This is a genomic window from Chitinophaga sp. CF418, assembly GCF_900142925.1.
Classification (GTDB): Bacteria; Bacteroidota; Bacteroidia; order Chitinophagales; family Chitinophagaceae; genus Chitinophaga.
Window position 1 is genome coordinate 383494 of record NZ_FRCN01000004.1, and the last position, 23094, is coordinate 406587.

Below are 23094 nucleotides of genomic sequence, written 5' to 3' on the forward strand. Positions count from 1 at the left end.
GCCTATCGAAATGAAAAGAGTACTGATTACCGGCGCGGCCGGCTTCCTGGGGTCACACCTGTGTGATCGCTTTATCGCAGAAGGATACCGTGTTGTAGGCATGGACAATCTCCTGACCGGCAACATTAAAAATATAGAACACCTCTTTCCTTTAAAGGAATTTGAATATTACCATCATGATGTAAGCAAATTCGTACATGTACCAGGCGACCTGGATTATATTTTACACTTTGCTTCTCCCGCCAGCCCTATCGACTATCTGAAAATGCCTATCCAGACACTGAAGGTAGGCTCATTGGGTACTCACAACCTGTTGGGACTGGCCAAGGAAAAAAAGGCGCGTATCCTGGTGGCGTCCACTTCCGAAGTATATGGCGATCCGACAGTACATCCGCAGACGGAAGAATACTGGGGTAATGTGAACCCGGTAGGTCCGCGCGGTGTGTATGACGAAGCCAAACGCTTCATGGAATCCATCACCATGGCTTACCACAATTTCCATGGTGTAGATACAAGGATCATCAGGATCTTTAATACCTACGGTCCGCGTATGCGCCTCGATGACGGACGAGCACTGCCTGCTTTTATGAGTCAGGCGCTGACAGGTCAGGACCTCACCGTTTTTGGTGATGGCTCCCAGACCCGCTCTTTCTGTTACGTGTCTGACCTGGTGGATGGTATTTACCGCCTGCTGCTGAGTGATTATCACCTTCCGGTGAACATCGGCAACCCTGCCGAGATCTCCCTGAAAGAATTCGCAGAGGAGATCCTGGCGCTGACAGGCAGCAAACAAAAGATTATCTATCAGCCTCTTCCGAAAGATGATCCGAAACAGAGAAAACCGGATATTACCAAAGCACAGGAATTACTGGGCTGGGCGCCGAAAGTGGACAGGAAAGAAGGGCTGAAGATCACTTATGAGTATTTCAAACAAGCTCTTAATAAATAGCTCCGGACGGCGGATGAGCCTTTACTCCTAAAACTGGTTAGATAAAGGTTCATCCGCAATTCGTAATTTTAGCCCGGAATTAAATAATCATTATGCACAACACCATATTAATCACCGGTGGCGCAGGATTTATTGGGTCTCATGTAGTGAGGCTGTTTGTAAAGAACTACCCTCATTACCAGATCATCAATCTGGATGCATTAACCTATGCCGGTAATCTTGAAAACCTGAAGGACATCAAGGATCAGCCCAATTACAAATTTGTGAAGGGCGATATTACTGATGAAGCATTCATCGACGAACTGTTTGCTACTTATAAGTTCGATGGTGTGATCCATCTGGCTGCCGAGAGTCATGTGGACAGATCCATCATGGATCCGCTGGCCTTTATCAGGACCAACGTGATGGGAACTGCTGTGCTGCTGAACGCCGCCAGGAAATACTGGAAAGACAACTATGAGGGCAAGCTGTTCTATCATGTGTCAACCGATGAGGTATATGGCAGCCTGGGAGAAGACGGTCTCTTTACCGAAGAGACTGCGTATGATCCCCGTTCACCTTATTCTGCCTCCAAAGCAAGTTCAGATCATTTTGTGAGGGCATATTACCACACCTATCATCTGCCTGCTGTTATATCCAACTGCTCCAATAACTACGGCTCAAATCATTTCCCGGAAAAATTAATTCCGCTGGCCATTCACAATATCAAGAACAATAAGCCGGTGCCGGTATATGGTAAAGGTGAGAACGTACGTGACTGGCTGTTTGTGGAAGATCATGCCAGAGCAATAGATACTATTTTCCATAAGGGCCGCGTAGGAGAAACCTACAACATCGGTGGCTTCAACGAATGGAAAAATATTGACCTTATTAACCTGCTGTGCATTATCATGGATAAAAAACTTCAGCGTGCACCAGGTACTTCTGCTAAACTGATCACTTTCGTAAAAGACCGCGCCGGCCATGACCTGCGTTATGCTATTGATGCCACTAAGCTCAATAAAGAACTGGGTTGGGAGCCTTCCCTCCAGTTTGAAGAAGGTCTTGAAAAAACAGTGGAATGGTACCTCGCCAATGAAGAATGGCTGGAACATGTGACCAGCGGAGCGTACCAGGATTATTACAGTGAGCAGTATCAAAAGAGATAACTATGCCTTTTACCGAAACAGGGATCCCAGGGTTACTAGTATATGAACCCAGGGTGTTTAATGATAGCCGTGGCTATTTTTTCGAAAGCTACAGCGCGCAGACCTTTGAGCAGCAAGGGTTACACCTGCCTTTTGTACAGGATAACCAGGCACGTTCCACCTATGGTGTACTGAGAGGGTTACACTACCAGCAGGAACCGTATGCACAGACAAAGCTGATAAGAGTGCTGGAAGGAAAGATCATAGATGTGGCAGTGGATATCCGTAAAGGCTCTCCTACTTATGGCAAAGCCTTTACCATAGAACTGAGTGCTGAAAATAAATTACAGCTGCTGGTGCCCAAAGGCTTCGCCCACGGATATTCCGTGTTAAGTGAAACAGCAGAAGTGATGTATAAATGCGATAACTTTTATCATAAGGCCAGTGAGGGAGGTATTATCTATAATGATCCAGCACTGAACATTGACTGGGGTATAGACCTGGCCGATGCCATTGTATCTGAAAAGGATATAGTGCTGCCTACACTGGAAAACTGTACGCATAATTTCGTTTTCAATCCAAATAAGTAAATGAAAAATATTCTGGTAACCGGCGCCAATGGCCAGCTGGGACAAGCATTGAAAAAGATCGCTGCGGATTATTCCGGATTTTCCTTCGTATATACCGACTTCAATGAACTGGATATTACCAGTGAGGAAGCTGTCAGCAACTTTTTCTCACAGCAGGAAATACACGCCTGTATCAACTGTGCGGCGTATACTGCGGTAGACAAAGCGGAGAATGACGAGGAGCTGGCCTTCAAACTGAACTTTGAAGCAGTACTGAACCTGGCCAATATCTGTCAGCAACACAAGGCACAACTGGTGCACATCTCCACTGACTACGTGTTTGACGGCAAACAGAATGTACCGTATACAGAAACAGACGACGCCAGCCCTACCAGCATCTATGGAAGCTCCAAGCTGCGCGGCGAGGCTGCTGCTATAGACGCCAATACCGATACCATCGTGATACGTACTTCCTGGCTGTATTCTGAATTTGGTGTCAACTTCGCAAAACGTATGCGTGAGCTGATGCAGGAGAAAGAGCACCTGAACGTGGTATTCGATCAGGCAGGCACACCTACCTATGCAGTAGACCTGGCAAAAGCCATCCTGAACGCCCTCACAAAAGTATGGGACGCTCCAGGCAATTATGGCGGGGTTTATCATTTCAGCAATGAAGGGGTAACCAGCTGGTATGACTTTGCAGTAGCGATCCGCGAACTGACAGGAGCATCCTGCACTGTGGCGCCTATTACTTCTGACAAGTATCCTACTCCGGCAAAAAGACCGGCTTACAGTGTGCTGAACAAACAAAAGATCAAAGATACTTTCGGCTTACAGATCCTTCACTGGCGTGAAAGCCTGAAGGAATGCCTGAAAAACCTGTAAACCGGGTTCAAAAAAGGAAAGCCCTCTGCCAAGGCAGGGGGCTTTCCTTTTTTATACGATCAGATTATTTCTTTACATGAGTGATCTCCATATGACCTGCAGGTTTACCATCTTTGGAGGTTTCTGTTTTCACAACGCCAAAGCCGGGTGCAAACCACTCTGCAGCCACCATTTCTATCGGGATGTTCATGCCCATCATTTTCATGGAAAGGCTCATGTTGTAAGTGATCTTGTAACAATCCCAGCTACCGCCGGCGGTCGTTACCTTTTCCTTACCAGTCACCTTACGGTCAGTCACTTTATACTGGAGGCTCATATCCATGCCATTGGCATTACCACTCATTTCGAAAGCACCATCCGGCAGCGATTGGCCATCCTTGAGGTTAGCCGGGTAATTCAGAAAGGCGTTCCCTTCTGACTCCATTTTCATGTTCTGCAGCTGGGGAAGGCTAGGCATGGACATTTTCATATCGACCATGATCGCGCCGCCATCACATTTGAATTTTCCCTTTCCGGAAGAGATGGTCTTTCCTTTTACATCTTTTAGCGTAGAAGTAAAATCAGATACGCTGGCAGCCCCTTCTTTACTGACAGACAATACGTTGTAAACGTTTTTAGCTACAGCAGTACCCTTTGCATCGAACATGGTCATCTCTACTTCTGCATTGTTCAGCATATAGTAGTAGTTCTTGCAGTCCTGGGCACTTAAAGCATTGACTGTCAGCAACAGACATGCGATAAAAAACAAGATTTTTCTCATAGTTTATTCTTTACAGAAAATGGCGGTTTTATCCGGGATTCAATGTACGAATTTAAGGTACATCGCCGTTCCTCCGCATATCGTTTAAAATTCTTTTCTTACGTTTGCAAAAATTATCCCAATTAATCATGAACCTGATAGAGGAATTACGCTGGAGAGGTATGGTGCAGGATATAATGCCGGGCACAGAGGAGCAATTATTAAAAGAAATGACCAGTGCTTATGTAGGATTTGACCCTACGGCAGACTCTCTTCATATAGGTAGCCTTGTGCCTATCCTGCTGCTGGTACACTTACAAAGGGCTGGCCATAAACCATTTGCGCTCGTAGGTGGCGCTACTGGTATGGTGGGCGATCCTTCTTTCAAAGCAGAAGAGCGGAAAATGCTGGATCTGGATACCCTGGCACTCAACCAGAAAGGTATCAAGGCTCAGCTGGAGAAATTCCTGGATTTTGATCCGGCAAAGCCAAATGCCGCTGAAATGGTCAATAACTTTGACTGGTTTAAGGATATATCCTTCCTGGATTTCATCCGTGATGTAGGTAAACATATTACTGTTAACTACATGATGTCCAAAGATTCGGTAAAAAGAAGACTGGAAGGCGATAGCGGTATGTCTTTTACAGAATTCACTTATCAGCTGATTCAGGGATACGATTTTTATCATTTATATACTGCGAAGAACGTCAAACTGCAAATGGGCGGTTCTGACCAGTGGGGCAATATTGTGACCGGTACTGAACTTATACGCCGTAAAGCCAATGGCGAGGCGTTTGCATTTACCTGTCCCCTGCTGAAAAAAGCAGATGGTACTAAATTTGGAAAAACAGAGAGAGGGAATGTGTGGCTGGATCCGCAGAAAACGTCTCCATACCTGTTTTACCAGTTCTGGGTAAAGACTACTGATGAAGATGCCGAGAACTATATCAAAATCTTTACGTTCCTTAGTAAGGAAGAGATCGATGAATTGATCGCCTTACATAAGCTGCCTTCTAATCAATGGCTGCTGCAAAAAAGACTGGCGAAAGAACTGACAACCTTTGTGCACGGAGAGAAAGGATTTGAATTTGCGTTGCAAGCGTCTGAAATACTCTTCAGTAAAGATACTACGGAAGTATTGACGTCCCTGACAGAGCAAGAACTGTTGGATGTCATGGATGGCGTTCCTCAATTTGAATTTGCCGCATCCGAACTGGAAGCAGGTAAAGATATTGTTTCTTTCCTTGCAGCAACAGGCATATTCCCTAGTAAAAGTGAAGCGAGAAAAATGGTGCAGAACAATGGAGTAAGCATCAATAAAATAAAAGTTTCGGGGATAGATAAGATCGTAGATAGGAGCCTGCTGTTAAATGATAAGTACATCCTGGTACAAAAGGGTAGTAACAAATATAACCTGGTGATAGTGAAATAAATTATTTATAGATAAACAAACAAAGGCTGGCAATTCATCATCTGCCAGCCTTTGCTGTTTAATGTCTTTCAGTTGAACCTGTAACATGTATTCTACTCTATATCCAGCTCCCCGTGCTCCCCTTCCTGATACTTCTTCCCTGTGATAATCGACGTCAGCATATTAAAGAAGATCACCATCTTACTGGAAGAATTATCCCAGAACCAGGCTTGTTTTGTATCTACTTTCAGCAGACATAACCGTGGATCATCAACACCTATAGGAAACCAGGCTTCTACTGCCGGTGTCCATAACTGCTTCATCTTCTCCTTGTCAACGATGATAGAACCAATACCGAAGATGTTCAGGTAAGTATTATGACCCGGATGGGAATAAATAAGGTTCAGCTCATTATTCTCTGAGATCTGGGTAACCTTGCCCGAATATTCATCGGAAAAGAACCATACATTTCCATCTTTATCCACATCAACAGTGGCCATAGGCCTGGAAATGACATGTCCGTGATCATCTATGGTAGTGAACATGCATATCCGTACATCGTTGATCAGGTCGGTGACCTTGCGGATAGCATCTTCTCTTTTAAGGATTGCTCCCATTTCTTTATGTGTTTGCTATGGAACAATAAAAATTCATGCCATAACTCAAAAAAAAGCAGGGTATTGTTAGTACAACACCCTGCTTTTCAATTATTTTCCTGATTTATTACTTCAGTCCGTACTTATATTTATAACGCTCGTACAGCTGTTTGTGTTTATTGTCCAGGTTGATTTCCCTACCCTGGATAAAGGCATGGACCACAGCGCTACTGCGCATATCCAACAGATCTCCGGTACTGATAACGATATTGGCATCCTTACCTGTTTCCAGGGAACCGGTGCTTTTGTCGATCCCCAGGATGCGGGCTGTATTTAACGTCACTGCGGTCAGTGCCTGTTCTTTAGTAAGACCATAGGTGCTGGCGGTACCTGCTTCGAAAGGCAGGTTACGCTGTTGCCAGAAGCCTTCATTGCTCAGGCAGAACAATACGCCTGCCTGTTGGAGCTGCGTGGCTGTTTTATAGGGCTGATCTACATCATCGTCAGGCGTCACCGGCAGACTATGCGGCTGGGTCAGCACGACAGCAATATTGTTTTGTTTCAGGACATCTGCGATGATCCAGGAATCGGCTCCACCGGCAATCACCACATCGATCCCAAACTCTTTCGCAAAATCAACCGCCACGAGCATTTCCTTTACCAGGTTACAGTGAATAAACAGTTTCTGTTCTTTGGTAAACAGCTTTCTTACAGCTTCAAACTTCAGGTTCACTGCAGTATGCTTTTCCTCTTGCAGGTAAGCTTTCGCCTCACTCAGAAAAGAACGTACCTTACCTGTCTCTTCTGCAAATTCTTCTGCCCTATCTTTCGTAACAGTGAAAGAACGTCCTGGTATTGAAGGCGGCGGCAACAGGCTGGGCATATAGAAATGGATGGCCCCGTCTTTCTTATAGGCGGCATCTTCCCAGTTCCAGGCATCGAGCTGCACCACTGAGGATGTGCCGGGTATCATTCCACCTTCGGGCGTTACCTGTGCCAGCAGGATACCGTTAGAGCGAAGCGTATTAATCACTTTTGAGTCGGTATTATACGCTACCAGTGAATGTATGGAAGGGTTGATCTCCCCTACTTCAGTGAAGTCGTTAGTAGCCCTTACTGCCTCCACTTCCGTCAAACCGAGGGTGGTCAGTGGCGAAATAACGCCAGGATATACATGGTTCCCCTTCAGATCCATGATGATACCATCGGCAGCGGGAGCAGGAAGATTGTTGCCTACGGCAGTGATCTTACCATTGGAAAAAGTCAGTGCGCCATTTTCGAGCACCTGTCCGTTGCCAACATGAATAGTGGCATTGATCAGGTAAATGGTCTTTCCCTGCGGCGGGGCAGGATATATTGTCTCCTGGGCAAATGCGGCCGTACAGGAAAGCGCGGTGATATATGTTAAGATGATCCGTTTCATGATGTTTAGTTAATGCGTCCGGCAATTACAATTCATTATTTCCATCTGTCAGGCGTTGCTGATGGCCACCCTGCAGATCTTCACAATGGTACATTTCTTCCAGGGTAGTGGCAGCTTTCTGTGTAGGCGTGCCTTTTTTCTTCTCTCCCAGCATTTTCAGTACCAGGCGGTTACGCTCAGCACTGATACGCTGACGTAGTTCCAGGTCTTTCTCCCTGTCGAAATAAACGATACCGTCTACCAGGGTTTTATCAGCCTTTGCATAGATGCTGAGTGGATTGTCACTCCAGAGTACAAGGTCAGCGTCTTTACCAGCTTTGATACTACCTACATGAGTGTCTACATGCAACAGTTTAGCTGGATTGAGTGTAACGAGTTTCAATGCCTCTTCTTCTGTCATGTTGCCGTATTTGATACTCTTTGCCGCTTCCTGGTTCAGTCTGCGGGCCATTTCAGCGTCATCAGAGTTGATGGCAACGGTCACACCCACACGTTGCATGATAGTGGCATTGTATGGGATAGCATCCTGTACTTCCATCTTATACGCCCACCAGTCAGCGAAGGTACCGGCGCCGGCGCCATGCTGTTTCATTTTATCGGCTACCTTATACCCTTCCAGGATGTGGGTGAATGTATTCACATGGAAGTGGAAAGTGTCTGCCACATGCATCAGCATATTGATCTCACTCTGTACATAAGAGTGACAGGTAATAAAGCGTTTGCTGTTCAGGATCTCTACCAGCGCATCCAGTTCCAGGTCGCGGCGTTTGTCCGCACCTGCTTTTTCATAATCACGGGCACGGGTAAAGGCGTCTGTCAGCACCTGTTCTACTCCCATACGCGTCTGAGGGAAACGTTCCCGCTGGCGGTCACCCCAATTGGATTGTTTCACATTCTCACCCAATGCGAATTTGATGAACGGATCTGCGCCTGCAAACTTCAGTTCTTCCGCATCAGCGCCCCAACGCAGCTTTATCAGCTGGCTTTGTCCGCCGATAGTGTTGGCAGAGCCATGCAGCAGGTGAGACGCTGTTACACCGCCGCTCAGCTGCCTGTAGATGTTTACATCATCAGGATTCACCACATCTGCAATACGCACTTCTGATGTTACAGACTGCGTGCCTTCGTTCACACCCCTGGAAATAGCAATATGAGAGTGTTCATCAATGATGCCCGCTGTGAGGTGTTTACCCGTACCATCAATAACACGGGCATTACCGGCAGGCAGGTTCTTTCCTATCTGGGCGATCTTGCCATTACGTACCAGTACATCTGTATTTTCCAGTTTACCTTCCTGCTCGTTTGTCCAGACAGTAGCATTTTTTATCAGCAGGTCCTGCTGTTTAGGTAATGACTCCCATCCGTAACCATTGAAAGGGAAATAGATATTACCGATCTGTGGAGCCGTCTTTGGTTTAGCGGTATCCTTTTGTGTATATGCTGCACTGAACACAGCACTCCATTTCACCCATTTTCCACTTGTATCCACTCCGGTACCTGTCCATTCTGTAGTGCCGGCTACGCCGCTCAGCCGTAACTGAGCGCCACCTTTCTTCAGGGGGAATGCCAGTTTTACCAGCTGACCATTTATAGTAACAGCACCAGCCAGTGTATCCTGCTGCAAGAGCGACAGTGCAGGCGTTGCCGCTGTTCCTTTTAACAGGAGGGTATATTTTGTATTGCCGGGATTGACGGTGAGGGTATAGGTACCACGTACATCTTTCCAGCCTTCATCTTTTACCACATATTTTTTACCCTGTACCCAGTTCTGGAACAGTACCGTGTTCTCGTTAAAGATGGTGCCTGAAGTTACCAGGAAGTTAGCCAGTTTACCCGGTTCCAGCGAGCCTACCTGATCATCTGCCTTAATGATACGTGCAGGCGACAGCGTTAATGCATCCAATGCCTTTTGTTCACTGAGGCCATATTCAATAGACTTTCTTACAGCTGCCAGCAACTGTTTTATATCTTTTAATCCGGAAGCGGTAAAGCAGAAAGGAATATTCGCCTTTTCAAAAGCAGCTGCTTCTGTAGGCGCCAGTTCCCAGTGTTTCATCTCACTCAGGGCCACAAAACGCGCATCGTTCGGATCTTCCACATCGATAGGCTGAGGGAAGTTTAAGGGCAGGATGAATGATGCTTTGGTAGCGATCATTTCAGGTATGCGCTGGTATTCATTACCACCGGCCTTGATGATATATTGTACACCAAATTCATCTCCTATTTTATCCGCACGTAATACATCCCATTTATCCTGTACTTCAAATATCTGTGGTAATGCACGGTTATCATTCCAGGCCTGCAGCGTGAGGTTGGTACCCTCTTTTGCCGGATGTGACTGATACCATTGGGCGTCAAGATATGTCTGTCGCAACAGGGCAATGCTACCCATTAAAGAGCTGGGATAGTTCTGTGTAGAGCTTCCTTTGTCAAAAGAATAGTGAGCACTGGCTTTCTCTTTTATCAGCGCTTTATTATCACGCTGGTCTGCCAGCGTTACCAGTACACCGGTACCACGGGCAATACCATCCTGCTGATGAGAAAGGACTGTACCAAAACCTGCATTCCTGAGTGCCTCTGCACTGGTGCCATCCGTTGTAAAAACAGCGGAGGCATTCACTTCACTCCTGATAGCCTGATTCCAGCCATAGGCGCCTTTTGTGGCAGACAGGAACTGTACCTCACTTCTGTAACCACCGGCAGCTTTTTTCACGGCAGGTGTGCCGTAATCGCTATACAGGTCTACGAAAGAAGGATAGATATATTTACCTTCACAATCGATCACCACAGCATCTTTTGGCACGGGGCCATTACCGATACTTACGATGCGCCCATTGCGGATCACCAGGGTGGCATTGTTAAGTACAGTACCTGCGCTTTTTACAATAGTAGCTTTGACAAAGGCGTAACAGCCTTCTCTGTTGTCAGCCACACCATTCACAGGAAAGGTCTCCTGAGCCTGGGCATAACTACCTGCAAGCAGGCCGCCCAGTAAGAGACACAGACGGGAAAGCCGCTTACGCGACGAAAAGAATTTACTCATTGGCTTTTGTTTGAACTATTTAGATTTTGGTTTCATAGCAACCTGACTATCAGAAGGGTCCATCAAGGGGATAATACCAGCTGATCCTTAAAAGTAACAAATGATTAATGCGGTGCCTGCATATTTATATAGTTTTTTGATGATTGGTATTAATATTGCAGTAAATACCTATATTTAACAGGAGAACAATTCCTTTTTTATGAAAAGACATATGATCCGTATCAGTGGGCTGCTGGTATGTCTGTTACTGGCTCTCAGCGGCACCAGCATGGCGCAGAAGGGGGACTCCTCCGCAACAAAAAAGGTACGCTTTACGCCCGAAGAACGTGCTAATAAAATGAGCGATAAACTTGACCGGCGGTTAAACCTGTCCAACCAGCAGGACAAAGATATTCATACGATCAATACTGATATAACCCGTCGTATGGAAGAGATCAAACATAACACCACGCTTTCCAAAAAAGACAAGATGCAGCAGGTAAAAACATTGAATGAAGAACGCAGCCAGCGTTTTAAATCAGTGCTGACGCCCGAGCAGTATAAGAAATGGAATGACTGGGAAATGAAGAAGAAAGAACAAATGGAAACAAGAATGGACAAAAAGCAACAAAAACGTAATGCCCGCTGACGGTATCACATTGCTACTAACCTGTAATACAGTACGGCTATCGGACTCTTATTAAATTAGCCGGCTAACAACAGTAATACCAGACTGCTTGTATCAACTCCTGCATACCAATCATACCTGCCTCATACAGCTCTACCTTACCTTTATTTAACCTGCGCTGCTACGCTCATATCAGATTATTTTTCAAACGTGCTGTCTTAACTGCACTGAAGAAATCATGTTTAATTACTTTACGCTTATGCACACAACAAAATTGAGAATTGTACCATTACTGACAGCAATATATCTGATCGCTTCATGCAATAAGAAAGATACAGACATTCTTCCGGGAGACGTTCCTAATCGTCCCAACCCATCTGAGTAAAAGGTCCCGCACATGCGGGGCCTTTTCTGTTGAAATACGCCCGTATTTACTTTAATTTCGGGCTTATGACCAATATGATGCGGGAGCATGCTATATCCATATTCAGCGCTGCGGTAGACGCCGTACAACCATCACACCTGATGCAGCAGCATGTACAGCTACCGGATGGTACACTAACTGTATGCGGTAAAACATTCTCGTTGCCGGCGGGCAGACCTGTATGGGTATTTGGAGCAGGCAAGGCAGCAGCAGCAATGGCGCAGGCACTGGAGCCTATACTCTCCCCTGTTCCTGTTCAGGGCATCGTCATTACCAAATACGAACATGCGTTACCGTTGCAGCATATCCGGGTAGCAGAAGCGGGACATCCGCTGCCGGATGAAAGTGGCGTACAGGCTACTGCCCAAATGATTGCCCGGCTGAAAGCAGTGCAGCCGGGTGATGTGGTATTGTTCCTGCTTTCCGGCGGAGCTTCTGCCCTGCTGGCCGATTATCCCGAAGGGGCCAGCCTGACACAGGTACAGCAGGTATTTGAGCTATTGCTGAAAAGCGGAGCAGATATTCACGAGATGAATGTAGTGCGCAAGCATCTGTCATCAGTGAAAGGAGGTCAGCTGGCATTACTGGCAAACACGCATGCCTGGTGCAGTCTTATTCTCAGTGATGTAGTGGGCGATGATCTGTCTATTATCGGTTCCGGTCCAACAGTACCCGATCCTTCTACTTTTTCAGACGCAGTCGCCATACTTGATAAATATAGCCTGACAGCAAAGTTGCCAGCCGCCATACATGACCACCTGCAGCGCGGCTGTGCTGGCGATATCAGGGAGACACCGAAACCCGGGCATCAGGGACTACACGCTGTGAATAACTTCCTGATCGGTAGCAATGCCATTGCGCTGGAGGCGGCAAAACAAAAAGCTATCGCTCTCGGTTATTCGACACAGGTACTTACATCTGCAGCCACGGGGCAGGCCGCGTCTATTGCAGCAGAACTGGTGGCGGCAGCCAGAGACTGGAAAGGCAGGCGGCCTGCATGTATCTTAATGGGCGGAGAAAGTACCGTTACGGTTACCGGCCATGGACTGGGAGGACGTAATCAGCACCTGGCGCTTGCGGCTGGCCAGTTACTGGCAGCGGAACCAGGAATTACTATTTTGAGCGCGGGCACCGATGGTACCGATGGCCCTACGGATGCTGCAGGAGCTGTTACAGACAGCGAATTAATGCTCAGCGCCGCTGCAAAAGGCCTGGATGCAGCGCATTATCTGGAACAGCACGATGCTTACCACTTCTTTGAAAAGGCAGGAGGACTAATCAAAACCGGACCTACGCAGACCAATGTTATGGATATAATGCTAGCAATCATTTCATGAAGGTTGGTTCATCTTCTCAGATTTTCTTAGGTTTGCAAAACTTTTACAAGGACAGCGTCAGCATAAACCATTGGAGCACACGTAATTTCAGTATGAAAAAAGAAGCAGCGATGTGGCGGTGGCCTTGTGATACAGAAGAAATCATTTATTACTAAATCATTAATTATTTTCCGGAAGTCCTATTTTTGGGACTCAAATCTTGATATGCGTATGCTAAGAATGGAACAGACATGGCGTTGGTTCGGACCGAATGATCCGGTGAGCCTTGCCGATATTAAACAAGCCGGAGCAACCGGTATTGTAACGGCATTACACCATGTTCCCAACGGAGAGATCTGGACGGTAGAAGAAATAATGAAGCGGAAAGAGACGATCGAAGCTGCTGGCCTTACCTGGTCTGTAGTAGAGAGCGTTCCTGTTCATGAGGATATCAAGACGCAAAGCGGACGATTCAAGGAATACATACAGCATTATCAACAATCCCTGCGCAACCTGGCACAGTGCGGAATTTATGTTGTGACTTACAACTTTATGCCGGTGCTGGACTGGACAAGGACAGACCTGGCTTACACCGTTGCTGACGGATCAAAGGCATTACGCTTTGAAAAGGCGGCGTTCCTGGCCTTCGACCTGTTCATGTTACAGCGTCCGGGTGCGGAGAACGATTATGATCCTGCAGAAATATCCATGGCAAAAGAACACTTTGACAGTATGACCGATGCTGAAAAAGCATTACTGCAGAGGAATATCATTGCCGGCCTGCCAGGTTCTGAAGAGAGCTTTAGCTTACAGCAATTCCAGGCAGCCCTGGATAAATATAAAGGCATTGACGCCACCCAGCTGAAACTGCATCTGTTTTACTTCCTGCAGCAAATAGCCCCTGTTGCTGAGGAAGTAGGCATAAAACTGGCTATCCATCCTGATGATCCTCCATTCCCCATCCTGGGACTGCCTAGGATCGTCAGCACAGAACAGGATGCCAGGGAACTGCTGGCAGCTGCACCATATGCGGCCAACGGACTTTGTTTCTGCACCGGCTCTTATGGCGTACGTGCAGACAATGACCTGCCGGGTATGGTAGAACGCCTGGGTGAACATATTCATTTTATACACCTCAGAAGCACACAAAGGGACAGTATTGGCAATTTCCACGAGGCCAATCACCTGGAGGGAGATGTGGACATGTACGCAGTGGTAAGGGCCTTACTGGCTATTATGCACAAGCGGAGCGTGTCTATCCCTATGCGTCCCGATCACGGTCACCAGATGCTGGATGACCTTCACAAAAAAACAAACCCCGGTTACAGCGCCATAGGCCGCCTGCGTGGACTGGCGGAATTAAGGGGTCTGGAACTCGGTATTGCACGTTCTCTCTTCAACAAATGAAAGTCCACACCTGCTGCCCATTGGCAGCTCTATAAGGTTGGGATCAGGAATGAGAGGGTAAGCAGCTGGTTACAGGAACGCTGATAATATTATTTAATAGCTCCAAAAAAATTTAACATGAACAGTTCACTGGATGAGCAGTTAGAGCAGCATCTGGCGCAACGGCAACATAGTCTTATCAGGTTGTTAGGCTTGTTGAAGAAGGATATGGACTGTAGAATAACCGGGAAACTACAGCACCGGGGATATAACAACTTCAAACTGGGAGATCTTGTGCTGATCGTAAATATTGAGCCGCAGGGTACTATAAACAATGAACTGGCTAAAAAAGCCCGTATCACCAAACAGGCCATGAGCAAAGTGGTGAAGAACCTGGAAGCTGAAGGGTATATCAGTACCTGCAAACATGCCAGCGACAACCGGGCATCACTTATTTCCCTGACAGATGAGGGTAAAAAACTGATTATCTGCGCGGCCGAAAGTTTCGAGGAAATACAACAGGAGTATACAGACATTATCGGAGAAGAGGACGCTGCCGCCCTGAAACAGATATTAAGGAAGCTGGTATCCAATCTGCACCCCGCACAGTGCTGAATACCTGTATTATTTTACCTCTTTCTAATGTGGATTAAATCCCGGCGATAGCTACGCGTTTATGCTCATTTAAGTATAAAATGTATGACGATTGCTGTCATACAAATAGGAAATTCATATCATAGACCGAAAAATAAAACATAACTGTTCACTTTTATATGTTCCGTCCCAGATTCCGGCACAGGCATTGTATTATTATTTTTGTCTATTGACCAGTGATTTAATACTTTTAATATCAAGTAGCAGACGTAGCAACTTATGGTTTCCAGCCGGACAATAAATAATGACGATGAATATATCGATGGTTTGCTAGACAGCTCCCCTGCCATTGTAGACGCCATTTACAAGCGTTTTGCCCGTAAGGTGAAACACATGGTGACGGGTTGGGGAGGCAATATCAAGGAAGCCGCCAATGTATTCGAAGATGTGATAATGGCTATATACGACTATGCCCATCTTCACAAATTAACCCTGACCAATCACTTCGAGCCTTTTTTCCTGTATGCCTGTCAACTGAAATGGAAGCAGGATCTCATGCAAAAAGAGCCTGGCAAGGCTATGTCCTTCCATCCGGTAGCGCCCGCACCCGGCCTCGACGAACAGCATATCAGATATATCGAAGCTGCATTAGCGGCTCCTCACCTCAAGCAAGGCGCGGACAATACCAGGGATGAACTGGAAGAAATAATCGCTGACCAGCGGGAACGCTGGTTTCACACCAAAGATGGCCCCAATAAAAAAGTGGGCATCTACGTGATCATAACGGCAATAATAGGCGCTGGTATGGCAGGATTATTGTTTGTCAGCCCCTGGCAAAAAGACATCTACCGCCAGTACTCAGGTACGGAGATGGTACATGCCAATCATCAGCCAACAGAACAAGATACCGCATTACTTATGCATCAGGCAGCAGCAGCCTTCAATCATGGTCATTTCAATAAAGCGATTGGCCTGCTTAATCAGGTAATAGTTAGGGACTCCTTAAATGCAACGGCCCGTTACTACAGGGGAGTCAGCCTTGTAGACGAGGGTAATCTCGAGGAAGCGCGTAAAGATCTTCAGATGGTTTTCAACAGTCATTCACCATATCGCTATGATGCCGCTTTCTATATGGCATTAAGTTATATCCGTGAAAGAGATAAGCAGCAATGCCTCGAATGGGTGCTTAAAATTCCGGAGAATGCCCCTATATACTGGAAAGCAGCCAGACTCAAAGAGGAACTGTCCTACTCCTACTAGATCAGTTCAGGTGGATCATGTGCTTGCTGAAGTGAATGATACTTTCTACTTCTCCTTTGATCAGTTCGTAAATCTTAACATTGTCCTTTTTGATCATAATGAGTTGTTGCAGAACGAGATAGTAGGTTTCTCCGCCGTGGCCACTCATCTGGGCCTTTAAGATCTCTTTTTTGACTTCTTCAAAACCAACAGCTCCCAGCTTTTGGTAGATTACGTTAAGTTCTTCAATCCATTTCATAGGTTATGTGTTTTTGCATAGGCATATAAATTTATTCATAATATAATTAATAAACAAGGGGTTGGAGATATTTTTTTTATTGTGTCACCCATACAATTTATCCCTTTTTCATCCGTCTACATCCATGGAAACAATTTTATCATGTCTGCTCCCGTCCCCTTCATTACCTCTTATGAACTGGAGAATATTTCTCCGGCAGGTGTTCCCTTAATGATAGAAAAAATGTCTCCCGCAGGGAAGGACGAAAGGATGATGCATCTGCACCGTCATAATTTCTATCTACTCGGACTTTGCCTGGAAGGTGCTACTACCCATATGCTGGACTTTAAGCAAGTCACCATACAGGCTGGGGAAATGAGGCTGATCATTCCCGGACAGGTGCATCAGGTGATGGCTATCGATGGTTATGGCGATAGTTATGTGATTGCATTTACGGCAGATTTTCTACTGCCTGTGCAGACCATATTGCCGAATTATGCAACGGGGCCGGTTCGCCTGCCGGAAGCAGATCTGCAACAGGTCACACAACTATTCAGCCAGCTGCAAAAGGAGTATATAGAGCGCTTACCACATTATGTGGCAATGTTACAGCATTACCTGGCCCTGCTGATCATGCTCTTTCACCGTCATGCCACTCCCGATGCACAGGCAGGCCCTCCGCTGCTGACACGCTACCGGGAATTACTGGCCGTACATTTCATTGAATGGACCAAACCTGCCCAGTATGCCAGCGCTATGCATGTCTCTGCTGATCATCTGAATGAAGTGGTAAAACAGCATACAGGACAAACACTCTCTGCACATATCAGTGAGCGACGTGTACTGGAAGCAAAGCGTCTTTTGTTACATGCAAAAGAAAGCATCAAAGAGATTGCCTGGCATCTGCAGTTCAACGAAGTGTCTTATTTCAACCGCTTCTTCAAACAGCATACAGGCTTTACACCCGCCGTCTTCAGAGAGAAAGCCCGGGAAAAGTATCCATCTGACCCGGAATAATATAAATACCCGCCTTACAGGCACCCTTAGTTTTGCGATATGTCATACCTGAAAGAAAAAGCCACGGCATTCCTGATGTCGCGGATAGGAAAAGCCGCGCATGTTATTGCTGCGGAATATATTACGGATAGCCTGCTTGCCATCACATTGCACCTGCCTGACTTTGAGAAATGGCGCAGTTGTCAGCACCTGAAGTTTGAAACAGGGAAGTCCCACTACCGGGACTATACGCTGGCCCAATGGGATGAAGCCAGCAAACAGGGTGTCCTGCTTATAGATGTTGGCCATGAAGGCCCGGGCAGTAACTGGGCCAGGCACCTGCTGCCAGGGCAATCCCTGGTGTATGCAGGCCCCGGAGGTGGCTTTCATCAGCCTTCAAATGCGGCGCACCTGGTCTGTATAGGTGATGCCAGCGCCATTGGGCAGTTTACCTCTTTATACCACCGGAAAGGGGCACAACAGCAGTTATATGCCCTTATCAGTCATCAGCAGTCATTACCTTCCAGCATACTGGATATGCCGGTTATTACCACTTATGGTCATATTACAGGCATTGAGCGCTGGCTACTGCAACAACCCATCCCCATGCACGATACGACATTCTATACTGCCGGACATATTCCCATGGTAGTGCAGATAAGAAAACTGCTCAAACGGCTCAGAGCGCAACAGGTCAAGGCCCAGGGTTTCTGGGAATAAAAAACGCCCCGTGGAAAACGGGGCGCCGCTGTATAGCCGAATTAATCAATTATAACCATCGTTCTGTTTCAGGTTACCTCCTCCCAGGTCAATCTGACGCTGAGGAATCGGGAACACCTTATTCTTGTCCGCAAATGTTTTGCCATGCGCTGCAAAAGCTGCAGCTGCCCGTCCGGGCGACAATGCATTCTGCCTGATCAGGTCAAAGAACCGGTCATGTTCCATGGCCAGCTCCACTCTCCTTTCATGCCAGATGGACTCCCTGGTTACACTTCCTACAGGCGCCAGGCCGGCACGCGGATGTAGTGCATTGATATCAGTTATCGCCGCCCCTGGATTGTTTAAAGCCAGCGCCGCCTCTGCATGGATCAGCAGGATCTCTCCATATCGCAGTATGCGCAGATTCTTTGGTAAACGGCCCCTGTTACCGCAGTTGGATTCGGCGGTCTGGCTGTGATAGGATTTATAATTATAACGGGCATTTTCCACGCTGTCCCTGCCCGGTACGCGGAAGCCGTCCCAGAGGAAAGTACCGTTGGGATTGATGAAAATAATGGTAGCAGCCTCCCTGAGATCGCCGGCGTCATACTCATCCAGCAGACTTTGGGAAGGAGTGCCAAATCCCCAGCCCAGATCAGCCCATCCGAACTTACCACCGGCACGGGGCGCCTGACATTCTGCATAGTTGGCAATAGCCGCTTCACAGGCTGAATTTATTCCCGTCTGCACTTCAAACAGGGATTCCTTACTATTGGCCCCTGCTTCCCGCCAGATTTCGAAATAGTTGTCCAGCAGACCATAAGCGCCCACTTTCTGGGTGATGATGGAATCTGTAAGACTGAATGCCCGTTGCCAGTTCTGGCGGTATAACATCACCTTGGCCAGCATACCGGCGGCAGCGCCTTTTGAGGCCCTACCCGCAGCTGAATTAGGGGCGCCTTTCGTAGCCACGTTGGCCAGGGCAAATTCAAGATCTTCTATGATCAAAGCATATATCTCATCAACACTGGCTTTAGTCTGAAAGGTGGCGCTACCCGCTTCCTGTGGCGTGATCACCCTATCTATCTTAGGCACACCGCCAAAGAAACGCACGAGGTCAAAATAGAAATAGGCCCGCAGAAAACGCACTTCTCCCATCAGCTGATTTTTCATTGTCGCATCCAGCGTACTTGATTCCAGTGAAGACAGCGCCTGATTGGCACGTGACACACCCAGAAAGAAAAGCCTCCAGGTGCTGTTCAGCGTATTGACAGAAGCATTCATTGTCAGGTTGTCCAGAGCGCCTGAGTTAGGCATATCATCGCCGGTATTACTGCCTTTATCTGCATCATCAGAGGCAATATTGGTCATCTGTACAAAGGCAAAACCATGCATATCACCTTCCCACATAGTATTGTACACACCTACCACCAGTTTCTGAGCGGTAGCCGGGTCCAGGGCTGAAGCCTCCTGGTCCAGCTGTCCCTGAGGTTTTACATCCAGGTAATTGCTGCACGAAGTAACACCGCTTAACAGTGCCGTCATGAGGCAGCACCAGATAGTTTTATATTTGCGTATAAGATTCATTTTGTTCCGTTTTAAAATGTGACATTAACACCCAGCGCAAAAGTGCGGGTGGTTGGATAAGCGTTCAGTTCAATACCGGCATCCAGGATACCGCTTTTGTTGTTGGTGGCGTTTGCGTCGTCAATAGTACCACCTGGCAATTCCGGGCTGAAGCCACTGAACTTCTTCAATGTGAAAAGGTTCTGTGAAGTGGCATACACGCGGAAATTACTGATGCCGATCGCCTTCATACATTTGGCCGGGATGGTATATCCCAGCATCAGGTTGTTAAGACGCAGATAAGTACCTGATTCCACGAAATAGGTAGAAGCAGGGGTACCGGACGAAATAATCCGGGGATCAGTGGAAGATGGCCGTTCAGTCGTCCAGCGTTTTTCAGCATATTTTGCCTCTATATTATCTGCCGGGTCAAAACGGAAAGCCTTTTTACCGTTATAGATCTTGTTCCCTGCGTTGCCGTAGAAGTTGGCGCTCAGGTCAAATCCTTTATAATTAAGGCCCAGGTTAAATCCAAAGAAACATTTAGGCTGGAATGAGCCTGCGTAAATTTTGTCGTTATCATCGATATCGCCGTCGCCATCCACATCCCTATATTTCAGATCGCCGGGAGCAGCGCCAGGCTGGATCACGTTGCCGTTGGTGCCCTTATAGTTATCTATTTCCGCCTGGTCCCTGAATACGCCAATAGCATCCCTGACATAGAAACTACCCACAGGATGACCGTTGTCTGTACGGGTCACAAAGCTCTGTTGCCCGACGTTACCACCAAGTAGCGCCTGCCCGCCATTAAGACCTGTGAGCTCGTTCGTGTTAAAGGTGATATTACCGCCTATATTGTAGCCCAGATCCTCAGTGATCTTATCCTTCCAATTCAGGGAGATCTCCCAGCCCTGGTTCTTAAAAGAGGCAGCATTGGTGATGTAGGAGTTGTCCTGGTCCCCCAGGATAGCAGGTGTGTTAACAATCACCAGTGCGTCTGTTGTCTTTTTACTGTAGTAGTCCACTTCACCACTCAGCCTGCTCTTCAGCAGGGCAAATTCGACGCCGACATCATATTGGGTGGTAGCCTCCCATTTCAGGAAGGGGTCTTTTATCTCTTTCAGTGCACCGCCGATGTTAACAATACCATCAAACACATAAGGAGCGTCCACGCTGGTCACAGCTATATAGGCATTGGTGGGGATATTGTCGTTACCCAGTTTACCCCAGCTGCCACGCAGTTTCAGGAAATCAAAAACGCCATTCCCTTTCATGAAACTTTCCTCAGAGATCACCCAGCCCAGCCCTACGGTAGGGAAATATCCCCAGCGTTTGCTGAACTTTGAGCTCCCATCTGCACGGATGGAAGCACTCAGCAGGTAGCGGCCGCCATAACCATAGTTGATACGTCCTACAAACGACTGACGCGCATACTTGTCGCCCACATTCGCGATGGTGGACTGTATATTGGGATCGCCCAGATCCAGGTACCAGAGGTCTTCACTTTCCGGTACATTGATACGTACCCCTTTCAGGGAAGTACTGTAGAATCCTTCTGTTACGGAACCAGCCAGTACAGTTATAGAGTGCTTATCAAAGGTTTTGTCAAAAGTGATGGTATTATCCCATACCCAGCCCTGGGAGCGATATTCTTCCCGGGTCAGACGGCTGTTCTGGTTCTGTTGGTTACCACCAGCCACGAGGAAGGTCTTATCGTCATTAAAGTACTGGTAAGCATAGATGCGGTCATTTCCATATTTCAGGTCCGCATTAAAGCCGGAGCGGAATTTCAGGAAGGGCACCGGGGAATATTCCAGGGCCACATTACCCTGTAAACGGTTTTCCTGGCGTCCGTCATTCCTTTTATTCAGCGACAGCAGGGGGTTACCCACGTTGGCCCAGCCGGAGGTATTGCCATACCTGCCGCCTTCCATGGCCTTGATAATGGGGGATGCTCTGTAAACGTTCCGGTAGGTATCTCCCAGTTCCACATCGCGGGAGGTAGCCCGGGAATAGGACAACTGGGCAGTGAAGCGCAGCTGGTCGGTAATATTGATCTCATTGTTGGCCCTGAAGGTGAACCGTTTGAAATTGTTGGTAGTGATGATACCGTCTTCCTGTATATAACCGCCACTCAGGTAATAGGTGCTTTTCTCAGAGCCCCCTGACACGGAGATATTGTGATTCATCTGAAATGCTTTTCTGAGCACCTCGTCATACCAGTTGGTCGTACCGTTGAAAACGTAGGGGTTGTTCACAGGATCTTTACCCGGTGCTGCATCGGCGAGATAGTCAATGTACTGCTCGCGGCTAGCCATTTTTACCAGGCTGGAGGCCTCCCGGAAGCCGGCGTTCGCATCATATCTTATCTGGGCTGCGCCAGCCTTTCCTTTACGGGTAGTGATGATAATGACGCCGTTGGCAGCACGCACACCGTAGATGGCGGCGGAAGCATCTTTCAGCACGTCCATGGTTAAGATATCTGCGGTGGCGATATTGCGGATATCATCCGTCAATACGCCATCCACAACATACAAGGGGTTGGCACCCGCCAGCACTGATCCGGTACCACGTACCCTGATCTGCGGCTGGGAGTTGGGTTGTCCGGAAGAGATCACCTGCACCCCGGCTATACGGCCCTGGGCAGCCTGCGTGACCGTCTGCACCGGCTGGGTCAGCAAGTCCTCACCTTTGACAGAAGAAATAGACCCTGTAAGGTCTTTTTTACGCTGGGTACCATATCCTATTACCACGACCTGTTCCAGCTGACTTTCCGAAGATTTCATGATAATATTCAACGGGGATGTTCCTGCTTTTACTTCCTGGCTTACATAACCGAGATATGAAAAGACGAGTGTATCTTTTCCTGCCGGCAGATTGATGGAGAAAACACCATCCGGACCTGAGGTTGTACCTGTATTGGTCCCTTTGACACGGATGGTCACTCCTATGAGGCCGACTCCGTTATTGTCCTTTACAGTCCCTCTTACGGGTCCTTCCTGCTCTGCAGATCTACTGCTTTGGGTAGAGGGGGCAGCTCCCTCTGCCGGGGCAGACGACTGCTGTGCCACAGCCGGGAAGGCTGTAATAAGGGCCAATAGCAGCAAAGCTCCGGCTTTGTTTGTACCATTAATTCTCATAACGATAATTTTTGTTGCTTGGGTTTGATCAATTTCTGTGATGTCCGTGCGATGTTAAGTATTCAAAAGTTTTAGGCTCGCTGGTGAAATAATGACAGTTCAAAATATGAAGACAGAGGTACGGGTAAACGGACAAACGACCGCCC

At 47.4% G+C, this 23094-nt stretch carries 19 protein-coding genes; 12 read left to right on the forward strand and 7 right to left on the reverse strand.

Annotated elements, in window-relative coordinates; genetic code table 11:
• The first annotated feature begins 10 nt into the window (after nt 1-10).
• The 4 genes from F3I09_RS11825 (at nt 11) to rfbD (ending at nt 3530) form a co-directional block, all read left to right on the forward strand.
• Nucleotides 11-949, forward strand: coding sequence for a UDP-glucuronic acid decarboxylase family protein (locus F3I09_RS11825; RefSeq protein WP_188133771.1), 939 nt, complete (start codon nt 11-13; stop codon nt 947-949).
• Nucleotides 950-1041: 92 nt separating this feature from the next.
• The gene (gene rfbB, locus F3I09_RS11830; RefSeq protein ID WP_149695229.1) at nt 1042-2097 is read left to right on the forward strand and encodes a dTDP-glucose 4,6-dehydratase; all 1056 of its coding nucleotides are present in this window, start codon (nt 1042-1044) and stop codon (nt 2095-2097) included.
• A gap of 2 nt (nt 2098-2099) precedes the next feature.
• Nucleotides 2100-2666: a dTDP-4-dehydrorhamnose 3,5-epimerase gene (rfbC, locus tag F3I09_RS11835; protein WP_149695230.1), complete on the forward strand. Its 567-nt coding sequence runs from the start codon at nt 2100-2102 to the stop codon at nt 2664-2666.
• A complete protein-coding gene (rfbD, locus tag F3I09_RS11840) occupies nt 2667-3530 on the forward strand; it encodes a dTDP-4-dehydrorhamnose reductase (protein ID WP_149695231.1) in 864 nt (287 codons plus the stop codon).
• A 64-nt stretch (nt 3531-3594) separates the two neighbouring features.
• On the opposite strand, the gene F3I09_RS11845 is transcribed toward rfbD, so the two are convergent.
• Nucleotides 3595-4290, reverse strand: a complete 696-nt coding sequence (locus F3I09_RS11845) for a hypothetical protein (protein WP_149695232.1) — start codon at nt 4288-4290, stop codon at nt 3595-3597.
• Between the two features lie 128 nt (nt 4291-4418).
• Here F3I09_RS11845 and tyrS point away from each other — a divergent pair, with 128 nt between their 5' ends.
• A complete protein-coding gene (tyrS, locus tag F3I09_RS11850) occupies nt 4419-5702 on the forward strand; it encodes a tyrosine--tRNA ligase (RefSeq protein WP_149695233.1) in 1284 nt (427 codons plus the stop codon).
• Between the two features lie 92 nt (nt 5703-5794).
• Here tyrS and F3I09_RS11855 read toward each other — a convergent pair whose 3' ends face one another.
• The 3 genes from F3I09_RS11855 to F3I09_RS11865 form a co-directional block, all read right to left on the reverse strand.
• Nucleotides 5795-6298, reverse strand: coding sequence for a pyridoxamine 5'-phosphate oxidase family protein (locus tag F3I09_RS11855; protein WP_149695234.1), 504 nt, complete (start codon nt 6296-6298; stop codon nt 5795-5797).
• A gap of 106 nt (nt 6299-6404) precedes the next feature.
• Complete coding sequence (locus tag F3I09_RS11860) at nt 6405-7700, reverse strand: amidohydrolase family protein (protein WP_149695235.1); 1296 nt, start codon at nt 7698-7700, stop codon at nt 6405-6407.
• Nucleotides 7701-7725: 25 nt separating this feature from the next.
• Nucleotides 7726-10743 carry an amidohydrolase family protein gene (locus F3I09_RS11865; protein WP_149695236.1) on the reverse strand — a complete coding sequence of 1006 codons (3018 nt, stop codon included), beginning with the start codon at nt 10741-10743 and terminating at the stop codon, nt 7726-7728.
• 199 nt (nt 10744-10942) lie between these two features.
• Here F3I09_RS11865 and F3I09_RS11870 point away from each other — a divergent pair, with 199 nt between their 5' ends.
• From F3I09_RS11870 to F3I09_RS11890, 5 genes are all read left to right on the forward strand, one after another.
• Entirely contained in the window at nt 10943-11371 is a 429-nt protein-coding gene (locus tag F3I09_RS11870; RefSeq protein WP_149695237.1) for a hypothetical protein, read from the forward strand.
• 429 nt (nt 11372-11800) lie between these two features.
• A complete protein-coding gene (locus tag F3I09_RS11875; protein WP_149695238.1) occupies nt 11801-13111 on the forward strand; it encodes a glycerate kinase in 1311 nt (436 codons plus the stop codon).
• A gap of 204 nt (nt 13112-13315) precedes the next feature.
• A complete protein-coding gene (uxuA, locus tag F3I09_RS11880) occupies nt 13316-14497 on the forward strand; it encodes a mannonate dehydratase (protein ID WP_223233220.1) in 1182 nt (393 codons plus the stop codon).
• A 117-nt stretch (nt 14498-14614) separates the two neighbouring features.
• Nucleotides 14615-15091, forward strand: coding sequence for a MarR family winged helix-turn-helix transcriptional regulator (locus F3I09_RS11885; RefSeq protein ID WP_149695240.1), 477 nt, complete (start codon nt 14615-14617; stop codon nt 15089-15091).
• 306 nt (nt 15092-15397) lie between these two features.
• Nucleotides 15398-16330 carry a M48 family metallopeptidase gene (locus tag F3I09_RS11890; protein ID WP_149695241.1) on the forward strand — a complete coding sequence of 311 codons (933 nt, stop codon included), beginning with the start codon at nt 15398-15400 and terminating at the stop codon, nt 16328-16330.
• Between the two features lies 1 nt (nt 16331).
• Here F3I09_RS11890 and F3I09_RS11895 read toward each other — a convergent pair whose 3' ends face one another.
• Complete coding sequence (locus tag F3I09_RS11895) at nt 16332-16568, reverse strand: hypothetical protein (RefSeq protein ID WP_149695242.1); 237 nt, start codon at nt 16566-16568, stop codon at nt 16332-16334.
• 141 nt (nt 16569-16709) lie between these two features.
• Here F3I09_RS11895 and F3I09_RS11900 point away from each other — a divergent pair, with 141 nt between their 5' ends.
• Both F3I09_RS11900 and F3I09_RS11905 read left to right on the forward strand, forming a co-directional pair.
• On the forward strand, nt 16710-17564 hold the full coding sequence (locus tag F3I09_RS11900) for an AraC family transcriptional regulator (protein ID WP_149695243.1): 855 nt from the start codon (nt 16710-16712) through the stop codon (nt 17562-17564).
• A 39-nt stretch (nt 17565-17603) separates the two neighbouring features.
• On the forward strand, nt 17604-18263 hold the full coding sequence (locus F3I09_RS11905; RefSeq protein ID WP_149695244.1) for a siderophore-interacting protein: 660 nt from the start codon (nt 17604-17606) through the stop codon (nt 18261-18263).
• A gap of 45 nt (nt 18264-18308) precedes the next feature.
• Here F3I09_RS11905 and F3I09_RS11910 read toward each other — a convergent pair whose 3' ends face one another.
• Nucleotides 18309-19829, reverse strand: a complete 1521-nt coding sequence (locus F3I09_RS11910; RefSeq protein ID WP_149695245.1) for a RagB/SusD family nutrient uptake outer membrane protein — start codon at nt 19827-19829, stop codon at nt 18309-18311.
• Between the two features lie 11 nt (nt 19830-19840).
• Nucleotides 19841-22948, reverse strand: coding sequence for a TonB-dependent receptor (locus F3I09_RS11915; RefSeq protein ID WP_149695246.1), 3108 nt, complete (start codon nt 22946-22948; stop codon nt 19841-19843).
• Nucleotides 22949-23094: the final 146 nt, after the last annotated feature.

Excerpts from the sequence above, each read along its gene's own strand:
- F3I09_RS11825 (WP_188133771.1), top strand. The coding sequence starts at position 11 with ATGAAAAGAGTACTGATTACCGGCGCGGCCGGCTTCCTGGGGTCACAC.
- rfbB (WP_149695229.1), top strand. The coding sequence starts at position 1,042 with ATGCACAACACCATATTAATCACCGGTGGCGCAGGATTTATTGGGTCT.
- rfbC (WP_149695230.1), top strand. The coding sequence starts at position 2,100 with ATGCCTTTTACCGAAACAGGGATCCCAGGGTTACTAGTATATGAACCC.
- rfbD (WP_149695231.1), top strand. The coding sequence starts at position 2,667 with ATGAAAAATATTCTGGTAACCGGCGCCAATGGCCAGCTGGGACAAGCA.
- F3I09_RS11845 (WP_149695232.1), bottom strand. The coding sequence starts at position 4,290 with ATGAGAAAAATCTTGTTTTTTATCGCATGTCTGTTGCTGACAGTCAAT.
- tyrS (WP_149695233.1), top strand. The coding sequence starts at position 4,419 with ATGAACCTGATAGAGGAATTACGCTGGAGAGGTATGGTGCAGGATATA.
- F3I09_RS11855 (WP_149695234.1), bottom strand. The coding sequence starts at position 6,298 with ATGGGAGCAATCCTTAAAAGAGAAGATGCTATCCGCAAGGTCACCGAC.
- F3I09_RS11860 (WP_149695235.1), bottom strand. The coding sequence starts at position 7,700 with ATGAAACGGATCATCTTAACATATATCACCGCGCTTTCCTGTACGGCC.
- F3I09_RS11865 (WP_149695236.1), bottom strand. The coding sequence starts at position 10,743 with ATGAGTAAATTCTTTTCGTCGCGTAAGCGGCTTTCCCGTCTGTGTCTC.
- F3I09_RS11870 (WP_149695237.1), top strand. The coding sequence starts at position 10,943 with ATGAAAAGACATATGATCCGTATCAGTGGGCTGCTGGTATGTCTGTTA.
- F3I09_RS11875 (WP_149695238.1), top strand. The coding sequence starts at position 11,801 with ATGACCAATATGATGCGGGAGCATGCTATATCCATATTCAGCGCTGCG.
- uxuA (WP_223233220.1), top strand. The coding sequence starts at position 13,316 with ATGCGTATGCTAAGAATGGAACAGACATGGCGTTGGTTCGGACCGAAT.
- F3I09_RS11885 (WP_149695240.1), top strand. The coding sequence starts at position 14,615 with ATGAACAGTTCACTGGATGAGCAGTTAGAGCAGCATCTGGCGCAACGG.
- F3I09_RS11895 (WP_149695242.1), bottom strand. The coding sequence starts at position 16,568 with ATGAAATGGATTGAAGAACTTAACGTAATCTACCAAAAGCTGGGAGCT.
- F3I09_RS11900 (WP_149695243.1), top strand. The coding sequence starts at position 16,710 with ATGTCTGCTCCCGTCCCCTTCATTACCTCTTATGAACTGGAGAATATT.
- F3I09_RS11905 (WP_149695244.1), top strand. The coding sequence starts at position 17,604 with ATGTCATACCTGAAAGAAAAAGCCACGGCATTCCTGATGTCGCGGATA.
- F3I09_RS11910 (WP_149695245.1), bottom strand. The coding sequence starts at position 19,829 with ATGAATCTTATACGCAAATATAAAACTATCTGGTGCTGCCTCATGACG.
- F3I09_RS11915 (WP_149695246.1), bottom strand. The coding sequence starts at position 22,948 with ATGAGAATTAATGGTACAAACAAAGCCGGAGCTTTGCTGCTATTGGCC.